The sequence below is a fragment of the Halolamina rubra genome (assembly GCF_000739555.1).
Classification (GTDB): domain Archaea; phylum Halobacteriota; class Halobacteria; order Halobacteriales; family Haloferacaceae; genus Halolamina; species Halolamina rubra.
The window spans coordinates 16,996-35,250 of sequence record NZ_BBJN01000013.1; the positions used below are offsets into that span (position 1 = coordinate 16,996).

At 70.6% G+C, this 18,255-nt stretch carries 20 protein-coding genes; 10 read left to right on the plus strand and 10 right to left on the minus strand.

All coding sequences use genetic code 11. The features are described 5' to 3' along the window. Positions 1-69 precede the first annotated feature (69 nt). Positions 70-933, plus strand: coding sequence for a fumarylacetoacetate hydrolase family protein (locus ACP95_RS04085; RefSeq protein ID WP_049979983.1), 864 nt, complete (start codon positions 70-72; stop codon positions 931-933). 15 nt (positions 934-948) lie between these two features. Here the strand turns inward: ACP95_RS04085 and ACP95_RS04090 are convergent, their stop codons facing one another. Both ACP95_RS04090 and ACP95_RS04095 read right to left on the minus strand, forming a co-directional pair. Then, positions 949-1,581, minus strand: a complete 633-nt coding sequence (locus ACP95_RS04090; RefSeq protein ID WP_049979984.1) for a histidine phosphatase family protein — start codon at positions 1,579-1,581, stop codon at positions 949-951. Positions 1,582-1,639: 58 nt separating this feature from the next. After that, positions 1,640-3,961, minus strand: a complete 2,322-nt coding sequence (locus ACP95_RS04095; protein ID WP_049979985.1) for a hypothetical protein — start codon at positions 3,959-3,961, stop codon at positions 1,640-1,642. A 352-nt stretch (positions 3,962-4,313) separates the two neighbouring features. Here ACP95_RS04095 and ACP95_RS04100 point away from each other — a divergent pair, with 352 nt between their 5' ends. After that, positions 4,314-5,714 (plus strand): LamG domain-containing protein, encoded by a 1,401-nt coding sequence (locus ACP95_RS04100; RefSeq protein WP_049979986.1) that lies wholly within the window; start codon positions 4,314-4,316, stop codon positions 5,712-5,714. Here the strand turns inward: ACP95_RS04100 and ACP95_RS15150 are convergent. Next, entirely contained in the window at positions 5,600-6,553 is a 954-nt protein-coding gene (locus ACP95_RS15150) for a hypothetical protein (RefSeq protein ID WP_237560398.1), read from the minus strand. The two genes, ACP95_RS04100 and ACP95_RS15150, sit on opposite strands and share 115 nt — an antisense overlap. A gap of 79 nt (positions 6,554-6,632) precedes the next feature. On the opposite strand from ACP95_RS15150, the gene ACP95_RS04105 reads away from it, so the two are divergent. Next, entirely contained in the window at positions 6,633-8,093 is a 1,461-nt protein-coding gene (locus ACP95_RS04105; protein WP_049979987.1) for a bifunctional ADP-dependent NAD(P)H-hydrate dehydratase/NAD(P)H-hydrate epimerase, read from the plus strand. Further along, positions 8,086-8,658: a cyclic pyranopterin monophosphate synthase MoaC gene (gene moaC, locus ACP95_RS04110; protein ID WP_082224554.1), complete on the plus strand. Its 573-nt coding sequence runs from the start codon at positions 8,086-8,088 to the stop codon at positions 8,656-8,658. Before ACP95_RS04105 ends, moaC begins: the two co-directional genes overlap by 8 nt. Before the next feature lie 41 nt (positions 8,659-8,699). Here moaC and ACP95_RS04115 read toward each other — a convergent pair whose 3' ends face one another. The 3 genes from ACP95_RS04115 to ACP95_RS04125 form a co-directional block, all read right to left on the minus strand. After that, entirely contained in the window at positions 8,700-9,953 is a 1,254-nt protein-coding gene (locus tag ACP95_RS04115) for an MgtC/SapB family protein (protein WP_049979988.1), read from the minus strand. Positions 9,954-10,073: 120 nt separating this feature from the next. Continuing rightward, positions 10,074-11,390 (minus strand): GTPase HflX, encoded by a 1,317-nt coding sequence (gene hflX / locus ACP95_RS04120; RefSeq protein ID WP_049979989.1) that lies wholly within the window; start codon positions 11,388-11,390, stop codon positions 10,074-10,076. Between the two features lie 96 nt (positions 11,391-11,486). Then, entirely contained in the window at positions 11,487-11,834 is a 348-nt protein-coding gene (locus tag ACP95_RS04125) for a thioredoxin family protein (RefSeq protein ID WP_049979990.1), read from the minus strand. 120 nt (positions 11,835-11,954) lie between these two features. Between ACP95_RS04125 and ACP95_RS04130 the strand changes: the two genes are divergently transcribed. From ACP95_RS04130 to ACP95_RS04155, 6 genes are all read left to right on the plus strand, one after another. Next, entirely contained in the window at positions 11,955-12,266 is a 312-nt protein-coding gene (locus tag ACP95_RS04130) for a hypothetical protein (RefSeq protein ID WP_049979991.1), read from the plus strand. A gap of 89 nt (positions 12,267-12,355) precedes the next feature. Further along, positions 12,356-12,745 carry a metalloregulator ArsR/SmtB family transcription factor gene (locus tag ACP95_RS04135; RefSeq protein ID WP_049979992.1) on the plus strand — a complete coding sequence of 130 codons (390 nt, stop codon included), beginning with the start codon at positions 12,356-12,358 and terminating at the stop codon, positions 12,743-12,745. After that, entirely contained in the window at positions 12,742-13,794 is a 1,053-nt protein-coding gene (gene arsB / locus ACP95_RS04140) for an ACR3 family arsenite efflux transporter (RefSeq protein WP_049979993.1), read from the plus strand. Before ACP95_RS04135 ends, arsB begins: the two co-directional genes overlap by 4 nt. Positions 13,795-13,796: 2 nt before the next feature. Beyond that, a complete protein-coding gene (locus tag ACP95_RS04145; RefSeq protein ID WP_272913163.1) occupies positions 13,797-14,231 on the plus strand; it encodes an arsenate-mycothiol transferase ArsC in 435 nt (144 codons plus the stop codon). A 66-nt stretch (positions 14,232-14,297) separates the two neighbouring features. Then, positions 14,298-14,858 (plus strand): class I SAM-dependent methyltransferase, encoded by a 561-nt coding sequence (locus tag ACP95_RS04150; protein ID WP_049979995.1) that lies wholly within the window; start codon positions 14,298-14,300, stop codon positions 14,856-14,858. A 204-nt stretch (positions 14,859-15,062) separates the two neighbouring features. Continuing rightward, positions 15,063-15,461 (plus strand): helix-turn-helix domain-containing protein, encoded by a 399-nt coding sequence (locus ACP95_RS04155; RefSeq protein ID WP_049979996.1) that lies wholly within the window; start codon positions 15,063-15,065, stop codon positions 15,459-15,461. On the opposite strand, the gene ACP95_RS16035 is transcribed toward ACP95_RS04155, so the two are convergent. Genes ACP95_RS16035 through ACP95_RS04170 form a run of 4 tightly spaced genes read right to left on the minus strand, consistent with a single transcriptional unit; the run spans position 15,458 to position 18,057 of the window. Further along, positions 15,458-15,625, minus strand: coding sequence for a hypothetical protein (locus ACP95_RS16035; RefSeq protein WP_202593772.1), 168 nt, complete (start codon positions 15,623-15,625; stop codon positions 15,458-15,460). The two genes, ACP95_RS04155 and ACP95_RS16035, sit on opposite strands and share 4 nt — an antisense overlap. After that, positions 15,622-16,275 (minus strand): ABC transporter permease, encoded by a 654-nt coding sequence (locus tag ACP95_RS04160; RefSeq protein ID WP_202593773.1) that lies wholly within the window; start codon positions 16,273-16,275, stop codon positions 15,622-15,624. The genes ACP95_RS16035 and ACP95_RS04160 overlap by 4 nt, the downstream gene beginning before the upstream one ends. After that, positions 16,272-17,060, minus strand: coding sequence for an ABC transporter permease subunit (locus ACP95_RS04165; protein ID WP_049979997.1), 789 nt, complete (start codon positions 17,058-17,060; stop codon positions 16,272-16,274). The genes ACP95_RS04160 and ACP95_RS04165 overlap by 4 nt, the downstream gene beginning before the upstream one ends. Continuing rightward, complete coding sequence (locus tag ACP95_RS04170) at positions 17,053-18,057, minus strand: ABC transporter ATP-binding protein (RefSeq protein ID WP_082224556.1); 1,005 nt, start codon at positions 18,055-18,057, stop codon at positions 17,053-17,055. Before ACP95_RS04170 ends, ACP95_RS04165 begins: the two co-directional genes overlap by 8 nt. Positions 18,058-18,255 lie beyond the last annotated feature (198 nt).

Genomic DNA, 18,255 nt, shown 5'->3' on the forward strand with positions numbered 1-18,255 from the left:
GGGGATAACGCTTTACGCCGCGGTCCAGGTGACAGGAGATTTATGCCCACCACGCTCCGCAGGTCCCGCATGCGCTACTACCGCACCGAACGCAACGGCGACGCGCACCTGCTCGTCGTCGCCCGCGACCGCGCCCACGACCTCACCGCGGTCAAACCCCGACTGCGCTCGTTCCGCGACCTCGCCGCGGCCGCCGACGTGGCCGACACCGGCGTCGACGCGCTCGCCGCCGACCTGCTCGCCGACGCGCCCGTCGTCGAGTTCTCCGTCGTCGACCTCGAGCGCCCGGTCCGCGCCGAGGAGGTGTGGGCCGCCGGCGTCACCTACGAGATCAGCGAGCAGGCCCGCGAGGCCGAGAGCGGGATGGCCGACGTGTACCTCGACGTGTACGACGCCGAGCGCCCGGAGATCTTCTTCAAAGCCACCCCGAGCCGGACCGTCGGCCCGCGCGAGGCCGTCGGCGTCCGGGGCGACTCGGACTGGAACGTCCCCGAACCCGAACTCGGGCTGGTGCTGTACGACGGCGAGATCGTCGGCTACACCGTCGGCAACGACGTGAGCAGCCGCGCGATCGAGGGGGAGAACCCGCTGTACCTCCCGCAGGCGAAGGTGTACGACCGCTGCTGTGCGATCGGCCCCTGCGTCGTCGGCGCCGGGGGCGTCGACGACCCGCACGACCTGGGCATGTCGATGCGGATCGAGCGCGACGGCGAGACGGTGTTCGACGACGCCACCTCGACCGCGGAGATGGCCCGGAGCTGCGAAGAGCTGGCGCGCTACTGGCGCGCGCACAACGCGGTGCCGGAGCTGGGCGTGCTGCTCACGGGCACCTCGCTCGTCCCCGAGGAGCAGTTCACGCTCCAGCCCGGCGACACCGTCCGAATCGACATCGAGGGGATCGGCGAACTGGTGAACCCGGTCGTCGAGGTCTGAAACAGCCGTTCCGCGTCACTCCGGCGTCCAAACGTCGCCTACGAGTCGGCTCTCGCCGTCCTCGGTCGCGATTTCGATCTCGAACACGCCACCCTCGGGTAGATCCGTCGCGTTCATCTCGGCCTCCAGTCGCCGGCCGGTGACCGCCGCGAGAACGCAGTACATCGGCCCGGTGTGGGAGACGACGATCCGCGGTTCGTCGGCCACCGTCGCCTCCACGATCTCCCACCAGGCTTCCAGCGTCCGATTCTCCACCTCGCGCCAGGACTCCCCTCGTTCGGGCGCACGGAGCAGCGCTCCGGGACCGTCGCCAGTATGCGACTCTTTCACTCGGTGGTAGCGCGTGTCGTCGAGCCCCTGGAGGACGCCGAAGTCGCGCTCCCGGAGCGCTTTCCGACTGGTGATCGTCGCTCGGTCGCCGAGACGGTCCGCGACGATTTCGGCGCTCTGGCTGGCCCGGCGGAGGTCGGAGGTTTCGATACACACCGCGTCGGCGTCCACGCGCTCGTCGAGGTATGCGCCCGTCGCCCGAAGCTGGTCGCGACCGGCGTCGTTCAACGGGACGGGCGCCCACCCCTGTACGCGCTCGGCAGCCGTCCACGGCGTCTGTCCGTGGCGAACGAGGTACAGTGTCTTCGAACCGGTCATGTGGGATCGGTCGGCGACGGCCGTGTTACGACTGTCGGTCGTCGACGCCCCCGCCCGCCTACCGGTGGAGCGACCGTGTCAGCGTGAACACGAACAGCGCGATCATGAACGCGCCGAGCAGCGCCTCGAAGTTCGCCACCAGCCGGATCAGTTTCGGCTCCACCGAGGTGCCGCCGAGGACGAACGCCGTGAACGACGCCGAACTCAAAAGCACCGCGCCGTCGACGCCCGCGTAGGTCGGTGAAGAGAACCCGGGAACGAGTCGCCACAGTACCCAATAGACGCCGGCGAACACCGCGACGAGTGAGAGCGAGGAGCGCAACGCCCTGCGGGGTCGCTCGCCGTAGCCGGCGACCCAGTCGAAGATCAGGTTGGCGGCGAACTCGCCGTAGTCGCGCTCCCGCCGGTGGATCCGCCGTCGGACCCGGAGTTCGTTCACGAACAGGTTCCCCGCGGTGGTGCTGTCGCCCACGTCGTCGGCCCCCTTCCGTGCCTCGACGTAGGTGAGTTCCTGCGCTTCGAGCGTCCGTGCCACGTCCGCTGGCGCCGCGAGCGCGTTCGCCAGCGCGTCGCGAACCGCCGCCTCGTCTGCCTGCTCGGGGTCAGTACCCGCGTCGATTTCGGCGGCGAGCCCTCGGAGCTCCTCGCTGGCACCACGCGCGAGCGACTCCGCTAGCGCGTCGTCGCCGTCATCGTCCGACTCGAGCCGCCGGGCCAGCAGCGTGGCGACGCCCACGCGGTAGCGTTCCCGCCGGAACGGGAGGACGCCCAACTGTTCGGGGTTCTCGGGGCCGTTCTTCGCGACGCGCTCGACCGTCCGCTCGCCGACCCCATCGAACACGGCGGAAGCAAGCGATTCGGCGCCGGACGGCGGCTCGGTCTCCCGGAGCCACTCGCGAAGCCCCGGCTGGGCCGCACACAGCGCCGCGAAGTCCCGCGCGTACTCGGTCGCCTCCTCGAACGCGCGGCCGAAGGCGACCGTCTCGCGGCGCTCCTGCCGGTCGTCGATCAGCTCCCAGTCGGCGCGCTCGAACCCCCGACGGGCGGCGTCGACGAACTTGAACCCCGAGAACGTCGTGCGGTTCAACCAGAGACACGACGGCGCCGTCGCCTCCCCGGGGTCGATCTCCACGTCGCCCAGTTCCGCGCCTTCGAGGTCGTACACAAGCGTCTCGCCGAGGGGCTGGCCAAGCACGCCCGCCTCGATCGTCGCCCCCCGACAGTCGACCGTCGAGAGCCGCTCGTGGGTCAGCTCCGGCAGGACTCTGAGGTCCGCGAACGTGGCGTCGGAGAGGTCGACACACCCCCCGACGGTGAGCGTGGCGTCGCGCCGGTCGCGACCATGGAGCTTGGTCTCCTCGCGGATCTCGGCGCCGCTGAGGGAGAGACTCCCCCCGATTGCCGCCTCGCCCAGTCGCGTCCCCGTTCGCGTCCCGAGCGAGACTCCCTGGGTGATCGACGCCTCGCCGGCGTCGAAGTCGCCGCCGACATCCATCCGGTAGCCGATCAGCTGGCCCTCGCAGTCGGCCTCGGTCACGTCGACGGCGCCCGCGGCCGTCAGCCCGCGGAACTGGAGCCCGGGGATATCGCTCTCGGGATCCGGTCCCGAGATCGCGATCCCGCGAGCCGAGACGGCGTCGACGACGGACTCCTTGAGCGTGAATCGTCCGCCACAGCCCCCGCTGGTGGCGTCGACGGCGCCGTCGACGTGGGCGAACCCGAAGTCGAAGCGGCTCTCTGCGGTCGCGTGTCGGAGCGAGACGTCGCCGCCGAGGTCCGCGAACCGACAGTCGATCCGACCCTCGACGGCGGCACCTTCAAGACACAACGATCGCTCGATCGTCGCGAACCGCGCGCCGAAGGAGCCGCCGAACGCCGCGTCCGTCGCTTCGACCGCCCCAACGTCGGCGTCGTCGAGTCTGATCGCGCCAGCCAGCGACGCGCCCCCGAGCCGCAGTGTATCGATCGCGGCGCATCGGAGGTCCAGCGCCGCGATGCCCGGCGCTGCGAGCCGCCAGCCCTGCAGGTCAAGCGTCTCCAGTTCGACGCCGAGCAACCGCGTCGCGAGCGTCGAGTAGTCGCCGTCGGGGGCCTCGACGGCGAACGCGTCGGGGTCGGCCTCGCCCCGGAGGCCGTCGACGACCGCGGCGCGGACCTCGGCGTCGGTCGCGTCGTCGGCGTGGAGGACACAGTGCTCGCCCCCCTCGGCTGCCCGTGGACACCGCCAGTGCCCTCGATCGTCGCGAGGGAGATCCGCGAACGCCTCGATCTCCTCGACCGGCGGCTGGTCGTGAATGTAGTCGTACTCGGTCGCCAGCCACGCGGCACATCGCTCCCGGGCCGCGCGGAGGTCCAGTTCGAACTCACACCGGTCAGGCATGGCTCCCGCTTGCGATCCACCCGCCAAATACGTTCTGTCGTGGGCGATCCGCGGTCACGGTGGGGTGCCGATCGCGTCGACGGCGTCAGTGAACACGGTCGAAAAGTGGGCACGGGGAAATCAGACGAACGATCCGGCTACGGCTCCGACACCGTGCCGACCGCCCGCGACAAGGATGGTCCGTCGGGGTCGCTCGTGGTGGCACCCCACCTCCCCACGGCGACGGGTGATCGTCGGCGACTCGGCCCCCTTACCTCATCGGGTGGCGAAGTTCGTCACTGACTGAACGACCGACGCTGTCAACGGGTTTATCGGTGATCCGGACGCGGGTTCGCTCGTTCGATCCCACCCCATGTCGATACTCCACATCGCCCAGCGTCGGTCGACGATCCTCGACTACCTGCGGGACGGCCCCCTCGACAAGCGCGACCTGCTGGATCGCGTGGCTGCGTCGCGGTCGACGATCGACCGCGCGATCGAGGAGCTGATCGACCACGAGATGGTCCGCGAGGTGAGCGGCGGGTACGAGGCGACGCTCGTGGGCGTGCTGGCGCTCGAACGCGCCCGCGAGGCCGAGCGTGACGCCGACGCGATCGCGACGACGGCGCCGGCGCTGACGCCGCTGTGGAAGGAGAGCGACGTGGCCGTCGAGTTCCTCCGCGGCGCGGACGTGTCGCTCGTCGCGGCGGCCGAGGGGATGCGCCTCCTCGCCGCGCTGGGCTCGGCGATCCGGACCGCCGACGAGATCCGGGCGGTGTTCCCGCAGATCGCCCGCCCCGAGCAGCTGGAGACGCTGTACGCGCGGGCCAGCGACGGGCGCGAGACCGAGATCGTCGTCTCGGGATCGCTGTTCGAGACGCTGTCGTCGACGTTCCCCGGCTGGCTCCGCGCGGTGGCGCTGGGGGAGCACGGCAGCGTCTCGGTCGGCACCGTGCCGGAGTACGCCCTCGTCGTCTGCCGGGCCGGCGACGAGCGGGAGGCGTTCCTGCTCACGTACGACGACGGCCGGCTCCACGCCGTGCTCCGGAACGACGGCGCGGCGGCCGCGTGGGCCGACGAGCGGTTCTCGACCGTTCGGGACGCCGCGAACGACCGACGGGAGGAGGTGCGCGAGCTCGACGCCGAGGCCCGGTTCGGCGGCGTCGGTGACGCCACGCCGCCGTTCGGCGAGACCTCCGCTGTCGCGACCGACCACGACGAGGCGGACGGGCCGGCGGACGACCTGCTCGCGAGCGGCTACGCGGTCGACGGCGGGAAGCTCCGGACGCCGGCGTACGGCACCGAGGAGGCCTGTACGGTCGCGTTCTGGATGCGCCCGGCCGACCTCGCCGGCGGCTGGCAGGTGCTGCTGAAGTGGGACTACCTCGTCGTCGCGCTCCGGCGGGGGGAGCTCCACGGAAACGTGTACGACGCCGAGAACGCGGAGCAGCGGGCGTTCACCGCGGTGCCGCTGGCGGAGATCGAGGAGAACCGGTGGCAGCACGTCGCCTACACGTACGACGAGTCGGTCGCGCGGCTCTACCTCGACGGCGAGCTCGTCGACGAGACAGAGGACGACTACCCCCTCCGCGTCGACGAGCTCGGCGCCGCGCTGGGGTATCACTACCGCGATCGGGACACGGGGGTCCACGACCCCACCTACGACGGGCGGCTGTACGACGCCCGGCTGTACGGGGCGGCGCTCTCGCCCGCGGCGATCGAGCGACTCGTCGCGACGACCGACCCCACGGCCGTCGCCTGGGGCGGGGACTGAGTCGCCGCCTCAGCCGCCGAGGAAGCGGCCGGCACGCCGCGCGACCGCCGTCCGGAACCCCGACTCGTCGACCGCCCGCTCGCCGGCAAACAGTCGGCCGTGTTCCTCGCGGTACACGTCCTCGAGCAGTCGATCCCGGAGGCGTCGACGCTCGGCGCCCGCCCGCGATCCCGGAGCCGCGCCGCGACCCGTTCGAACCGCTCGTCGGTCGCGACTGCCTCGGCGAGCGATTCGGCGTCGTCGGCGTCGATGGAACGCGCGGAGTTTGCAGAAAGTTCGGAATTTTCGAGTAGCGCGCGGTTCCCGCGCTTGTCGCGAATCACGACCCCCGCAGCGGGGCCGTCGTACCACGCCGACGCCGGCAGGTCGTACCCGGCGGGGTCGAAATCGCGGCTGTTCAGTTCGCGCTCGACCGTGTTGACCGGATCGAGGCCGAGCCGGTCGAAGATCGCCTCGGCTGCCCCCGGCGGGCGGAACGCGCCGGCCTCGCTCGACCACACGTCGAGCCCGAGGAACGGCGGCAGGCGCTCCCAGTCGTAGTCGATCCGCTCGCGGTGGGTCGCCCAGCCCAGAAACGTCACCCCCGTCACGTCGTCGACGGCGGCCCGGAGCGCCTCGCGGTCGAGTCGCTCGCGGACGTGTCGAACCGCGCGCTGGCACGGGCGTGGGATCGCGTCGTCGTCGCGGTACGCTCGCTCCGGGCCGCCGAACCGGATCGCGCCGGAGTCCCGCAGCTGGAACCGCACCGGCGTCCCCTCGACGTACTCGAGCAGCCAGAGGTGGCCGTCGAGCGTCGGCGCCGCGTCGTCGACGGCCGGCAGCGGCGGGAGCTCTCTCACACCCGACCTCCGGCGGCCGGCGGGGTATGCGTTCCGCCGTCCCCACACCCTTAATCCGGGCCACGCCGAACCGGGGAGCATGATCACGAGCAGACGCATGGCCGCGGTGGACCGCAACGCCGCGGCGCTGGGCGTGCCGCTCCGGGCGCTGATGGAGTCCTCGGGCAACGCCGTCGCCCGGCGGGCCCGGGAGCTCACGGCGCCCGGCGACAGCGTGGCGCTGGTCTGCGGCCGCGGGAACAACGGCGGCGACGGGCTCGTCGCGGCGCGGTTCCTCGACGACCGGGACGTGACCGTCCACCTGCTGGGCCGGCCGGAGAGCATCGCCACCGACATCGCCCGGGCGAACTGGGACGCGCTCGCGGCGTCGGAGATCGACGTCGAGACCGTCGCCGACTCCCGCGAGTTCGCGCTCGGCGAGCCGGACCTGATCGTGGACGCGATGCTCGGGACGGGGATCACCGGCTCCCTCCGCGAACCGGAAGCGACCGTCGCCCGCGCGATCGACGACGCCGCGGCGCCCGTGCTCGCGGTGGACGTGCCCTCCGGCGTCGATCCCGACACCGGCGCGGCCGCCGAGGGCGCCGTGGATGCCGAGCACGTCGTCACGTTCCACGACCGGAAGCCGGGGCTCGCCGACCACCCGGACGTGACCGTCGCCGACATCGGGATCCCGGCGGCCGCGGAGGAGTTCGTCGGTCCGGGTGACGTGGCGGTGCTCGGCGCCGGCGGCGACCGGAAAGGCGACAGCGGCCGGACGTTCGTGATCGGCGGCGGCCCGTACACCGGCGCGCCCGCCCTCGCCGCGGGGGCGTCGCTCTCGGCCGGCGCCGACCTCGCGTTCGTCGCCTGCCCCGAGTCGGTGTTCGAGCCGATCGCGGGCTACTCCGAGGACCTGATCGTCCAGCCCTACGGCGAGGAGGGCGTCGGGGAGGGAGGAACCGACGCCGACCACCTCGCGCCCGAGCACGTCCCGGAGCTGGTCGAGACTGCCGAGAACCACGAGGACGTCGTGATCCTCGGGCCGGGGCTGGGCCGACACCCCGAGACCGAAGCAGCGGCCCGGCAGTTCCTCGGCGAGTTCTCCGGGATCGCGGTCGTCGACGCCGACGCGGTGGCGCTGGTTCCGGAGGTCGACACCGACGCGACGCTGGTGCTCACGCCGAATCGCTCGGAACTGGCAGAGCTCGGCGGCCCCGAGACCGACGACCTGGTGGCCCACGCCGACGATATCCGCGACCTCGCCGCCGATCTCGGCCACACGATCCTCGCGAAGGGCGCCGTCGACGTGATCACCGACGGCGAGACGGTCCGGCGCTGTCGGGCCGGCACGCCGGGGATGACCGTCGGCGGCACCGGCGACACGCTCGCCGGCGTCGTCGCCGCGCTGCTGGCCCGGGCGGAGCCGTTCGAGGCGGCCTGCGCAGGCAGCTACGTCAACGGCCGCGCCGCGGAGCTGCTCGAGAGGGGAAGCGGACTTCGCGCGACAGAACTCCAAGAGACCATCCCGGTGGCGCTCGAAGGGGGCGACGATGCGTGAGAACGACGACGTGGCCGGCGTCACGCCCGGGGCGGACGACGACCCCGTCGACGCCGGCGACACCGACGAACTGACCCACACCACCGACGACGGCGACGTCCAGATGGTCGACGTGGGCGAGAAACCCGACACCGGCAGACGGGCGGTCGCCCGCGGCGAGATTCACCTGACCGAGTCGACGATCGACGCCGTCCGCGCCGACGAGATCGGGAAGGGCGACGTGCTCGCGACCGCCCGGATCGGCGCGATCCAGGCGGTGAAACACACCTGGGAGACGATCCCGATGTGCCACCAGATCCCGATCACGAACGTCGACACCGAGTTCGACGTTCGGGACGACCGGATCGAACTCGAGGTCGCCGTCGAGACGACCGGGAAGACCGGCTGCGAGATGGAGGCGATCCAGGGGGTGACGACCGGGCTCGGCGTCGTCTGGGACATGGTGAAAGCCGCCGAGAAGGAGGTCGTCGAGGAGCGCGACGCGGTGGAAGCCAGCGGCTACCCCGGGACGGCGATCTCCGGCGTCGAAGTCGTGAGCAAGGAGAAGCGGGAGCCGTCGGGGTAGTCGTCGGGCCCCACTCGGACCGTTCTGCGCCTGCGGGGACGCTACACGGCGACGAGAACGAGTCCACTCGCGACGACCACACCGAGGACCAGGGAGACGAGCCGACCCAGCCGGTCGGTGCCGAGAACCCACGCCAACGCCGCCTTGAGAAACGTGTTCGCAGTCGCGGCGATGACGATCCCCGTGGTGGCGACCCGCGTCGAGATCGTTCCGTCGGCAGCGAGTTTACTCAACGTGATCGTCATCGCGTCGACGTCCGCCAGCCCGGAGAGGAACGCCGTGGCGTAGATGCCAGACGTCCCGAACCAGTCGTGTGCGGACTCGGAGACGAGGAGCACGACCGCGAAGATCGCGCCGAAGAGGAGTGCCGGCCGGAGTCGGAACGGGTTCCGCAGCTCGTCGGGTTCGACCGTCTCGTCGGTTCTCGTGTGCCAGTACAGCGCTCCCGCGGCGACGACCCCGACGAACGTCATCACTCCCAGCGGAACCGCGACACTCGAGAGCAGACGCGGGTTGACGACCGCAACCTCGACGAGCGCCCGTGGGAACATCACGATCGACGCGACCACGACCGCGAACGCACAGACGTGATACAGGCCCTCGTTCTGTTTCGCCTTCCCCGCCATCGAGACCGTCGTCGCCGTCGAGGAGACGAAGCCGCCGACGATCCCGGTCACCGCGATGCTCCGTGTCGGCCCGAGGAACCGTCCGAGCACGTACGCGACGAACCCCAGTCCGGTGACGAACACGACCATCAGCCAGATGAATCGCGGGTTCAGTCCGTAGAGGACGTCGAGTGACCGCCCCGGAAGCGCCGGGAGCACGACCAACACCACGAGGACGAACTTCGTCGAGGCCAGGCGCTCGGTCTCGTCGAACTGGTCGGCGAACTCGTGGAGCTGCTCCTTGACCGAGAGGAGCACCGTGACGGCGCCGCCGACGATTATCGCGGTGATCGCCCCCGAGTCGGAGTGCATCGCAGTAGCCCCCAGCACCGCGGTGAGCAGCGCGGCCATCAGTGTCGTCAGCCCGAGGTCCCCCTCCTGCCAGACCTTCCCGGCGTAGGCGACGGTGAGGGGAACGACGAGGAGGCCGAGCGCGACCGGCAGCACTCTCGGGAAGAAGCCGCTGACGAGTCCACCGTACAGCGCGAACAGGGGGAACGTCCGACTCCCCGCGAACGTCCCTCCCGACTCGCTCTGCTCCCGTTCCAGCCCCACGAGGGCGCCGAGTGCGACGCCGACGAGGAGATGCACGAGGACCTCGGTGAGCGGATCGGTGACTGGGTCGACCATCTACCGGCGGTTCGTGCAGCCAGAACGTCAAACTACGGAACCGACGAGTGACACGGATCCACACTGCGGCCGTCGGCGCCTCGTATCGTCCTCGGGGAGAGAAACGGCGCGCCCGAGCGATCAAGCCTCACCGGCGTCGACGGTCGGCGGCTCCAGGTCGGCCGCCTTCGAGCGCGCCTTCGACACCGCCGCGGGCGGCGCCTCGAACTCGACGACGACCTGCTCGTCGCCGTAGGACTCCTCGTGGACGTTCCCGTTGTCGTGGATCCACGAGACGACGCTCATCGCCTCGTCGGTGACGGGCAGCAGCAGTCGCTCGCGCTCCCAGTCGGGGAGTTCGCGCTCGACGCGGTCCCGGAGGGCGTCGACGCGTTCGCCCGTCTTCCCCGAGACGATCACGGGGTTGGGCGCGAGCGCCGAGAGCGCGCGCTTCCGGCGCTCGATCTCCGGCTCCGAGAGCTTGTCGGCCTTGTTGAACACCGTCACGATCGGCGCCTCGTTACGGTCCGAGAGCGTGTCGTGGGAGGTGACCAGCTTCTGGCGCATCTCCTCGACGGGCTCGGAGGCGTCGACGACCAGCAGCACGAGGTCGGCGTGGTACACCGAGTCAAGCGTCGACTTGAACGACTCCACCAGCCAGTGGGGGAGGTCGGAGACGAACCCGACGGTGTCGGTCAGCAGCACCTCCCGCGTGCCCGTGTCGGCCTTGCGGGTGGTGGTACCGAGCGTGGTGAACAGCCGGTCCTCGGACTCGGCGGTCTCGTCGAGGTCCGGGTGCCGGTCCTCGTTCTCGTCCACGTCGAGCTCGGTGGCGAGCCGGCGGAGGAGCGTCGACTTGCCGGCGTTGGTGTACCCCGCCAGCGCGACGAGGTCGAACCCCTGATCGCGGCGCTGGGCCCGGCGCTTCTCCTCCTTCTCGGCGATCCGGTCGAGCTCCTCGGAGATGCGGGAGATCTGGTTTTTGATGTCCTGCTCGCGGGACTCGTCGTACTCCCCCAGCCCCATGAACCCGGGGCGCTCGTCGCGCTTGGCGAGGCTCGCTTTGGCCTCGGCCCGGGGGAGCTCGTAGCGCAGCTCCGCGAGCTCGACCTGCAGTTGGGCTTTCCGGGTCTGGGCGCGCTGGCCGAACACTTCGAGGATGAGCGTGAAGCGGTCGAGCACGTCGACGCCCTCGGGGAGCTTCCCGCCCACGTTGTACGTCTGGAACGGCCCCATCTCGTTGTCGACGACGACGGTGTCGGCGTCGACCTCCCGCACGAGGGCGGCGAGCTCGTCGACCTTCCCCTCGCCGAAGTGGTAGGCGGCGTCCTGGGTGCGCCGCTGGGTGAGCTCGCCGACGACCTCGTAGCCGGCGGCGCGGGTCAGCTCCGTGATCTCCTCGAGGTCGGCCTCGCCTTCGTCGACGCGCTTGGCGACGACGGCTCGATCAGTCGGAATGGCTGTCGGTCACCTCGGTTCCGTTCGCGATCGACGGTTCGTCCATGGTCCACGTTAGTGATCCGCGGGCATGAATCCCGCGGTGGGTTCGGTCGTTCACCGGCGCTCGGCGGCGCTGTTCTCGGTCACGAACGAGACGATCGACTCGGTGCCCTCGAAGCCGCTGGCCATCCGGCCAACGATCTCGCCGTCCTCGAACAGCACCAGCGTCGGGACGCCCTGGACGTCGTACTCGTCGACGAGATCCAGGTCGGTCTGGGGGTTCAGCATCGCGACCGTCGCGGTCGTCGCGCGGGCGACGTTGCCCATCATCGGCTCGATCGACTGGCACACCGTACAGCCCTTGGTGTAGAAGTCGACGACCACGACCTCGTGCTCGGCGACGAGTGCGTCGAGTTCGTCGCCGGTGTCGAGTCGGTGCGGCTTCTCTGATGCTTCGCTCATACCCCACGTAGGCGGCGGAGCGGCTTACGTCCCCCGCCCGCGGTGAGCGGTCGTGGCGTGAGCGCCTCGCAGCCGCCGCGGTCCGGAGCTATTTACGTGGCGAGACCCGGATTCCGACGTATGAGTGACGCCCACGCGGACACGCTGCTGCCGAGCGAACGGATGCGCGACCAGGCTCTCGACGGCGAGGTCACCCAGATCCACCGCGGCCAGGCGTACGCCGAGGCCGGCGACCGCTTCGAGATCGACGGCCAGCAGTTCGAGGTCGTCGACGTGACCGAGCGCACGCTGGGCGACCTCACCGACGAGGACGCCCGCGCGGAGGGCGCACGCGACCTCGATCACTACAAACAGATCCTCCGGATGTCCCACGACGAGTTCGAGTGGGACGACGACGACGAGATCGTCCGCCACCGCTTCGAGCGCGTCTGACTCGGCGGCCCTGGCGACCTCTCCTCCCACTATCTGAACAGCAGTTCAGACCGAAACGGCTATCTGAACACTCCCTCAACCAGCGCTCGATGAGCGACACCGATCAGCGTCTACGGCGCCGGATCGAGGACGAGGTGGGCGAGTGCTGTGACGCCGACGTCCGAGAGCGCCTCGCCGAACTGGACGACCTCGCGGCGTCGGCCACGGGCGACGACGACGCCCGCGACGCGTTCGCCGCGCTGGGCAACGACACGCGCTACCGGCTGGCCAGGATCCTCTCGACGGCCGACGGGGAGCTCTGCGTCTGTGAGCTCGACCCCGTCGTCGACGTGAGTTCGAGCGCCGTGAGTCACGCGCTCGCGGATCTCGTCGACGCCGGGCTCGCGACCCGGCGGAAGGACGGGAACTGGCGCTACTACGACAGCACCGTCCTCGCCGACGACCTGCTCGCCGTCGCCGACGGGGAGGCCGAGGCGTGAGCGACTCGCTGGGCGTCCTCGACCGCTACCTCACGGTCTGGATCGGGGCGGCGATGGCGCTGGGCGTCGGCGTCGGTCGGTTCGCGCCGGGCGTCGTCGACGCGCTGAACGCGGTGACGTGGCACGGGACCAGCCTCCCGATCGCTCTCGGGCTGTTCGTGATGATCTTCCCGATCATGGCCGAGATCGACTACGGGCGCGTGCCGCGGGTCACCCGGACCGCGCGGTCGGAGATCGCGCTCACGCTCGCGTTCAACTGGCTGATCGCGCCGTTCGTGATGTACGGGCTGGCGACGACGTTCCTCGGCGGCCGGCCGGGGTTCGTCACGGGGCTGATCCTCGTCGGGATCGCGCCCTGTATCGCGATGGTGCTGATCTGGAACGAGCTCGCGGCGGGGAACCAGGAGCTCTGTGCGGTCTGTGTCGGCGTGAACAGCCTGCTCCAGATCGCGCTGTTCGTCCCGTACGCCTTCCTGTTCCTGACGGTGATGCGCGGCACGGCCGTCGACGTGTCGATGTCGCTGATCGCCCAGATGGTCGGGGTGTTCCTCGGGCTGCCGCTCCTGCTCGGCTATCTGGTCCAGAAAGCGGCGTTCCGCACGATCGGCCGGGAGTCGTACTACGGCCGCGTCATCCCCCGGATCAGCCCGTTCGGACTGCTTGGGCTCCTGTTCACCGTCGTGGTGATGTTCGCGCTGAAGGGCGACTACATCGTCGCCAACCCCGGCGAGATCGTGCTGATCGCGATCCCGCTGCTGCTGTTCTTCGCCGGGCTCTGGGCGCTCGCCTACGGCGCCAGCGCGGTGCTGGGGTTCTCCTACACCGAGAGCGTCAGCGTCGCGTTCACCGCCTCCTCGAACAACTTCGAGCTCGCCATCGCGGTCGCCGTCGCCGTCTTCGGCGTCGGGAGCAACGTCGCGCTCGCGACCGTCGTCGGCCCGCTGATCGAGGTGCCGGTGATGCTCGCGCTCGTGCGGGTGGCGCTGGTTACGAAGGGTCGCCTCTTCCCCGATAGCGCCGGCGTGAGCAGTCCGATGCCGGGTGATTGACCGTGGGGCCTACCACCGAGAGCGTCAGGGTCGCGTTCGTCTGTGTCCAGAACGCCGGCCGCTCGCAGATGGCGTACGCCTTCGCCGAACGGGAGCGCGAGCGCCGCGGCCTCACGGGCGAGATCGAGCTCCTGACGGGCGGGACCCGACCCGCGGACCACGTCCACCCCGTCGTCGTCGACGCGATGGCGGCGGTCGGGATCGACCTCTCGGGCCGGACGCCACGGTCCGTGACCGTCGACGAACTCCAGGCCAGCGACTACGTGATCACGATGGGCTGTTCCGCCGCGGACGTCTGCCCCGCCGGCTGGGGCGGCGAGAGCCGGGACTGGGACTTAGACGACCCGGACGGTCGCTCGGCCGAGGCGGTCGCGGCGATCCGCGACGAGATCGAGCGGCGCGTCGACGTTCTCTTCGAGGAGCTCGCGGGCGACTGAGTCTACGAGCCGGCGCTGCCCGCGGAGAGCGGTACCCATTTCCGCGTTCGTCCCGAGTTCGAACCGATGGGATTCCACACGTTCGACGCGGCGAACGCGGAGAAACTCGACGACGCCGCCTCGCGGTACCGGTACGTGTCGGCCGAGGAGCTGCTCTGGGCGGTCGGCGCCGAGGGGACCGACGTGCTCGCGGATCTTGGCAGCGGGACGGGGTTCTACACCGACGACGTGGCGGCCCGCGCCGGGACGGTGTACGGCGTCGACGTACAGGCGGAGATGCACGAGTACTACCGCGACAAGGGGGCGCCAGAGAACGTCGAACTGGTCACCGCGGAGGTGGCCGACCTCCCGTTCGACGACGCCGAGCTCGACGGCGCGTTCTCGACGATGACGTTCCACGAGTTCGCGGACGACGCCGCGATCGAGGAGGTCGCACGCGTCGTCGAAACGGGCGGCCGCGTCGCCGTCGCCGACTGGTCGGCCGCGGGGGACGGCGAGGCGGGCCCGCCGCTGTCCGAGCGGTTCGGACTCGACGACGCGAAAGCGCAGTTCCGCGCCGCCGGCTTCGAGGTCGAGTTCGGTGCGAGCCGCTCCGAGACGTTCCTGCTGGTCGTTCGCGCGCCGTAATTCGGGGCGTCAGTTCGCGGCGGTTAGCTTCTCGCGGCGTCACTGACTACACGAAAAACGCCGCGTGCGGGAGCCGCCTCTGACTTGTGAGCGATCGCCCGGCCGCGGGAGGTACTCAGAGTGACACGTCCGTACCTCGAGTGCGGTATTGTGGTAACCACACAAAACACTTTTGAAGCGCTGATCCCTACGTACAGGTACGTTATGGCCGACTCCATGCGGGAGATGCTCCAGTCCGATATGCACTGCGAGGGGCTGCTGGAGTGTTTCCACGACCTGAAGCGCATCGACAAGGAGGTGTTCCGCCTCCTCAACGACCGACCGGACGGGCTGACCGTCGACGAGATCGCCGAGGGCGTCGATCGCGAGCGCTCGACCGCCTACCGATCGGTGCAGCGACTGCTCTCGGCTGGGTTCATCCAGAAGGAGCAGAAGAACTACGAGCAGGGCGGCTACCACCACGTCTACCACCCGCGCGACGCCGAGAAGATCGCCCAAGAGATGCAGCGCACGCTGAACGACTGGTACGCCAAGATGGGGAACCTCATCGGCGAGTTCAGCGAGAAGTACGGCGACGAGCCCGCCGCCGTCGCCGAGAGCTAGAGATCCCGGCGCGCGAACACCCGCCGGCTCAGTGCCACGAGGACGGTCGTGGCCGCGAGCAACACCACCGCGCCGACCACGTCGTACTGTCCGTCGACCAGCACCGCCGACGTGTCGAGATACCGCGTCGGCGTGACGGCGCCGGCCCACGCGTAGTCGCTCACGTCCAGCAGCGACTCGGCGAGCCAGGCGGCGAACACGAGCGCCAGCGCGACCCGCCCGGCGGTCCGACTCCTGCCGACGACGACGCCCAGGAGGAGCCCCACCGCCCCCCAGCAGAGGAGGTACGGCACCGACAGCGCGGGAGCGCGAGCAGGTCGGCGGCCGGCAGCGGGTCGCCGACGGCGGCGGCCGCCAGATACAGCACGGGCGCGGTGACGGCGTTGATCCCGACGATCGGCACCAGCAGCGCGAGGAAGCTCCCCAGGAGGACGCCGCCCCGCGAGATCGGCGCCGCGAGCATCGTGTCCATCCTCCCGGACTCCACATCGCCGGCGACCGAGCCCGCGGCGGTGTAGGCGACGTAGCCCGCCAGCCCGACCAGCCAGCCGAACGTGTAGTACTCCCCCGCGAGCAGCCCCGACAGCGACGCGAGGCTCTCGAACCCCAGCAGCTCGACCATCACCGGCGGCATCGCGTCGAGCAGTACCTGGAGCTCCTCTCCCCCGACGAGGTCGGGGCCGACCCAGACGAACAGCACGCCGTAGGCCGACAGCACCGCGGCGGCGACCGCCGTCGTCCGGAGCCGCTTGCGCCCCTCGAAGCGTGCGACCGTCAGTACCGTCGACCGACGGCGGCCGGCGGGTGGCTTCACGACAGATCCACCTCCCGGAACCAGGCGGCGCTCGCGATTAGGAGGACGAGCGTCGCGCCGAGCAGGATCCCGGCACCGGCGAGGTCGTACTCGCTCGCGGTCAGGATCGCGGTCGGGTCGTAGTAGCGCATCGGCGCCACCGCACCGAGCCACGGGAGGTCCGCGGCCGCGCTCACCGTCTTGAGCAGAAAGGCGCCGACGACGCCGCCGGCGGCGACGCCCTCGGCGACGACCCGCCCCGGCGCCGACACCGACGCGAGCGTTCCGAACGCGGCACAGCAACAGAAGTACGGGATCGAGAGCGCGTGGACGGCGAGGAGGTCCACGGCCGCGATCGGGTCGCCGACGAACCGCGTGGTGGCGAAGACGGTCGCGAACACCGCGACGTTCGCGGCCAGGATCGGCAGCAGCAGCGCGAGGGACGTCTCCGTCACCAGCCGCTCGCGCGAGATCGGCGCCGCGAGCACGGTGTCGATCCGGCCGCTCTCCACGTCGCCCGCGACGGCGCCCCCGGCGCTGTAGGCGACGTAGGCGCCGAGGCCGACGAGCCAGAGGAACTCGTACAGCTCGATCGCGAGGAACCCCTCGATCGACCCCATCAGCTCGAGGTCGAACGCCTCGACGAACGCCGGCGGCAGCTGTTCGGCCAGCGCCGCCACGTCGACCTCGCCCAACACCCCGGGCGCGAGCAGGGTCATCATCGCCGCGAACGCCGCCAGCCCGCCGGCGAGCGCGAGCGATCCCAGCAGCCGCTTCTCGGCCTCGTACCGCGCCGTCTCAAGCATCGTCGGCCTCCCGTCCGGTGTCGACGCCGTCGCGCGGCGGTGCGCCCTCGGTCGCCCGCCCCGCGTCGTCTGCTGTCGCCTGCCCCTCGTCGTAGAACCGCATGAACACGTCCTCGAGCGGCGCCTCCTCGATGGTCAGATCGCGGAGGTCGTGCTCCAGAACCCGGCGCAGCAGCGGCTCGTACGCCCCGGTGTAGGTGAACGAGACGGTCGTCACCCCGTCCTCGCGGTCGGCCGCGTCGGCGCCGCCCCGGCCGCCTACGGTCACGTCGTGAACGCCCTCGAGGTCGAACGCGCCGTCGTCGACGCTGTCGCCGAGCGTGAGCCGGACGTGCTTCCCGCTGCGGTCGAGCAGCGAGTCGACCGACGCCACCTCGACGAGCCGGCCGTCGCGGATGATCCCCACGCGGTCACAGACCTTCCGCACCTCGCTCAGGACGTGCGAGGAGAAGAAGAACGTCGTCCCGCGCTCCCGTTCGGTCCGGACGAACTCGTGGAACGTCTCCTGTTTCAGGGGGTCCAGCCCCGAGGTGGGCTCGTCCATGATCAGCAGGTCGGGATCGTGCATGAACGCCAGCACGATGGCGAGCATCTGTCGGTTCCCCCGCGAGTAGTCGCCGACGGGCCGGTCCAGCGGCGGCTCGAACATCTCCAGCAGCTCGTCGCTGCGAACGTCCCCCCGGAGCGCGCCGTGGTACGCGAGCAATCGGCGGCCGGTCACGCGGTCGTCGAAGGCGGGCTCGCTCGGGAGATACCCCACCCGTGCCCGGGCCTCCCGCAGCGCGGCGGCGTCGGTCACGTCGGCGCCCAGCACCGTCGCCGTCCCCCGAGTCGGCGACTGGAACCCCAGCAGCGTCCTGATCGCCGTGGTCTTCCCGGCGCCGTTGGGGCCGAGGAAGCCGAACACCTCGCCCTCCTCGACCGAGAACGAGAGGGCCTCGACGCCGCGCACGTCGCCGTAGTACTTGGTTAGCTCGTCGGTGCGGATGGCGACCATTCCCGTAAACGAGGGGACAGGATCGGCATCAAGCTATCGCCCGTTGGGAGCGACGACGACCTGCACCGGGAGCGGTTTTCGACGCTCTCACCAGGCAAAGTTAACTGCGTCTCGTCCGCAACGGGAAACAGAGCTATGTCTCGCCAACGAGTCGTCACCAGCCAGCCGGTCGGCGGGCCCGCGCCGGGAAAGCGCGGC

Bases quoted from the DNA above. Each gene is read 5' to 3' on its own strand.
- ACP95_RS04085 (WP_049979983.1), top strand. From the start codon at position 70: ATGCGCTACTACCGCACCGAACGCAACGGCGACGCGCACCTGCTCGTC.
- ACP95_RS04090 (WP_049979984.1), bottom strand. From the start codon at position 1,581: ATGACCGGTTCGAAGACACTGTACCTCGTTCGCCACGGACAGACGCCG.
- ACP95_RS04095 (WP_049979985.1), bottom strand. From the start codon at position 3,961: ATGCCTGACCGGTGTGAGTTCGAACTGGACCTCCGCGCGGCCCGGGAG.
- ACP95_RS04100 (WP_049979986.1), top strand. From the start codon at position 4,314: ATGTCGATACTCCACATCGCCCAGCGTCGGTCGACGATCCTCGACTAC.
- ACP95_RS04105 (WP_049979987.1), top strand. From the start codon at position 6,633: ATGATCACGAGCAGACGCATGGCCGCGGTGGACCGCAACGCCGCGGCG.
- moaC (WP_082224554.1), top strand. From the start codon at position 8,086: ATGCGTGAGAACGACGACGTGGCCGGCGTCACGCCCGGGGCGGACGAC.
- ACP95_RS04115 (WP_049979988.1), bottom strand. From the start codon at position 9,953: ATGGTCGACCCAGTCACCGATCCGCTCACCGAGGTCCTCGTGCATCTC.
- ACP95_RS04125 (WP_049979990.1), bottom strand. From the start codon at position 11,834: ATGAGCGAAGCATCAGAGAAGCCGCACCGACTCGACACCGGCGACGAA.
- ACP95_RS04130 (WP_049979991.1), top strand. From the start codon at position 11,955: ATGAGTGACGCCCACGCGGACACGCTGCTGCCGAGCGAACGGATGCGC.
- ACP95_RS04135 (WP_049979992.1), top strand. From the start codon at position 12,356: ATGAGCGACACCGATCAGCGTCTACGGCGCCGGATCGAGGACGAGGTG.
- ACP95_RS04150 (WP_049979995.1), top strand. From the start codon at position 14,298: ATGGGATTCCACACGTTCGACGCGGCGAACGCGGAGAAACTCGACGAC.
- ACP95_RS04155 (WP_049979996.1), top strand. From the start codon at position 15,063: ATGGCCGACTCCATGCGGGAGATGCTCCAGTCCGATATGCACTGCGAG.
- ACP95_RS04165 (WP_049979997.1), bottom strand. From the start codon at position 17,060: ATGCTTGAGACGGCGCGGTACGAGGCCGAGAAGCGGCTGCTGGGATCG.
- ACP95_RS04170 (WP_082224556.1), bottom strand. From the start codon at position 18,057: ATGGTCGCCATCCGCACCGACGAGCTAACCAAGTACTACGGCGACGTG.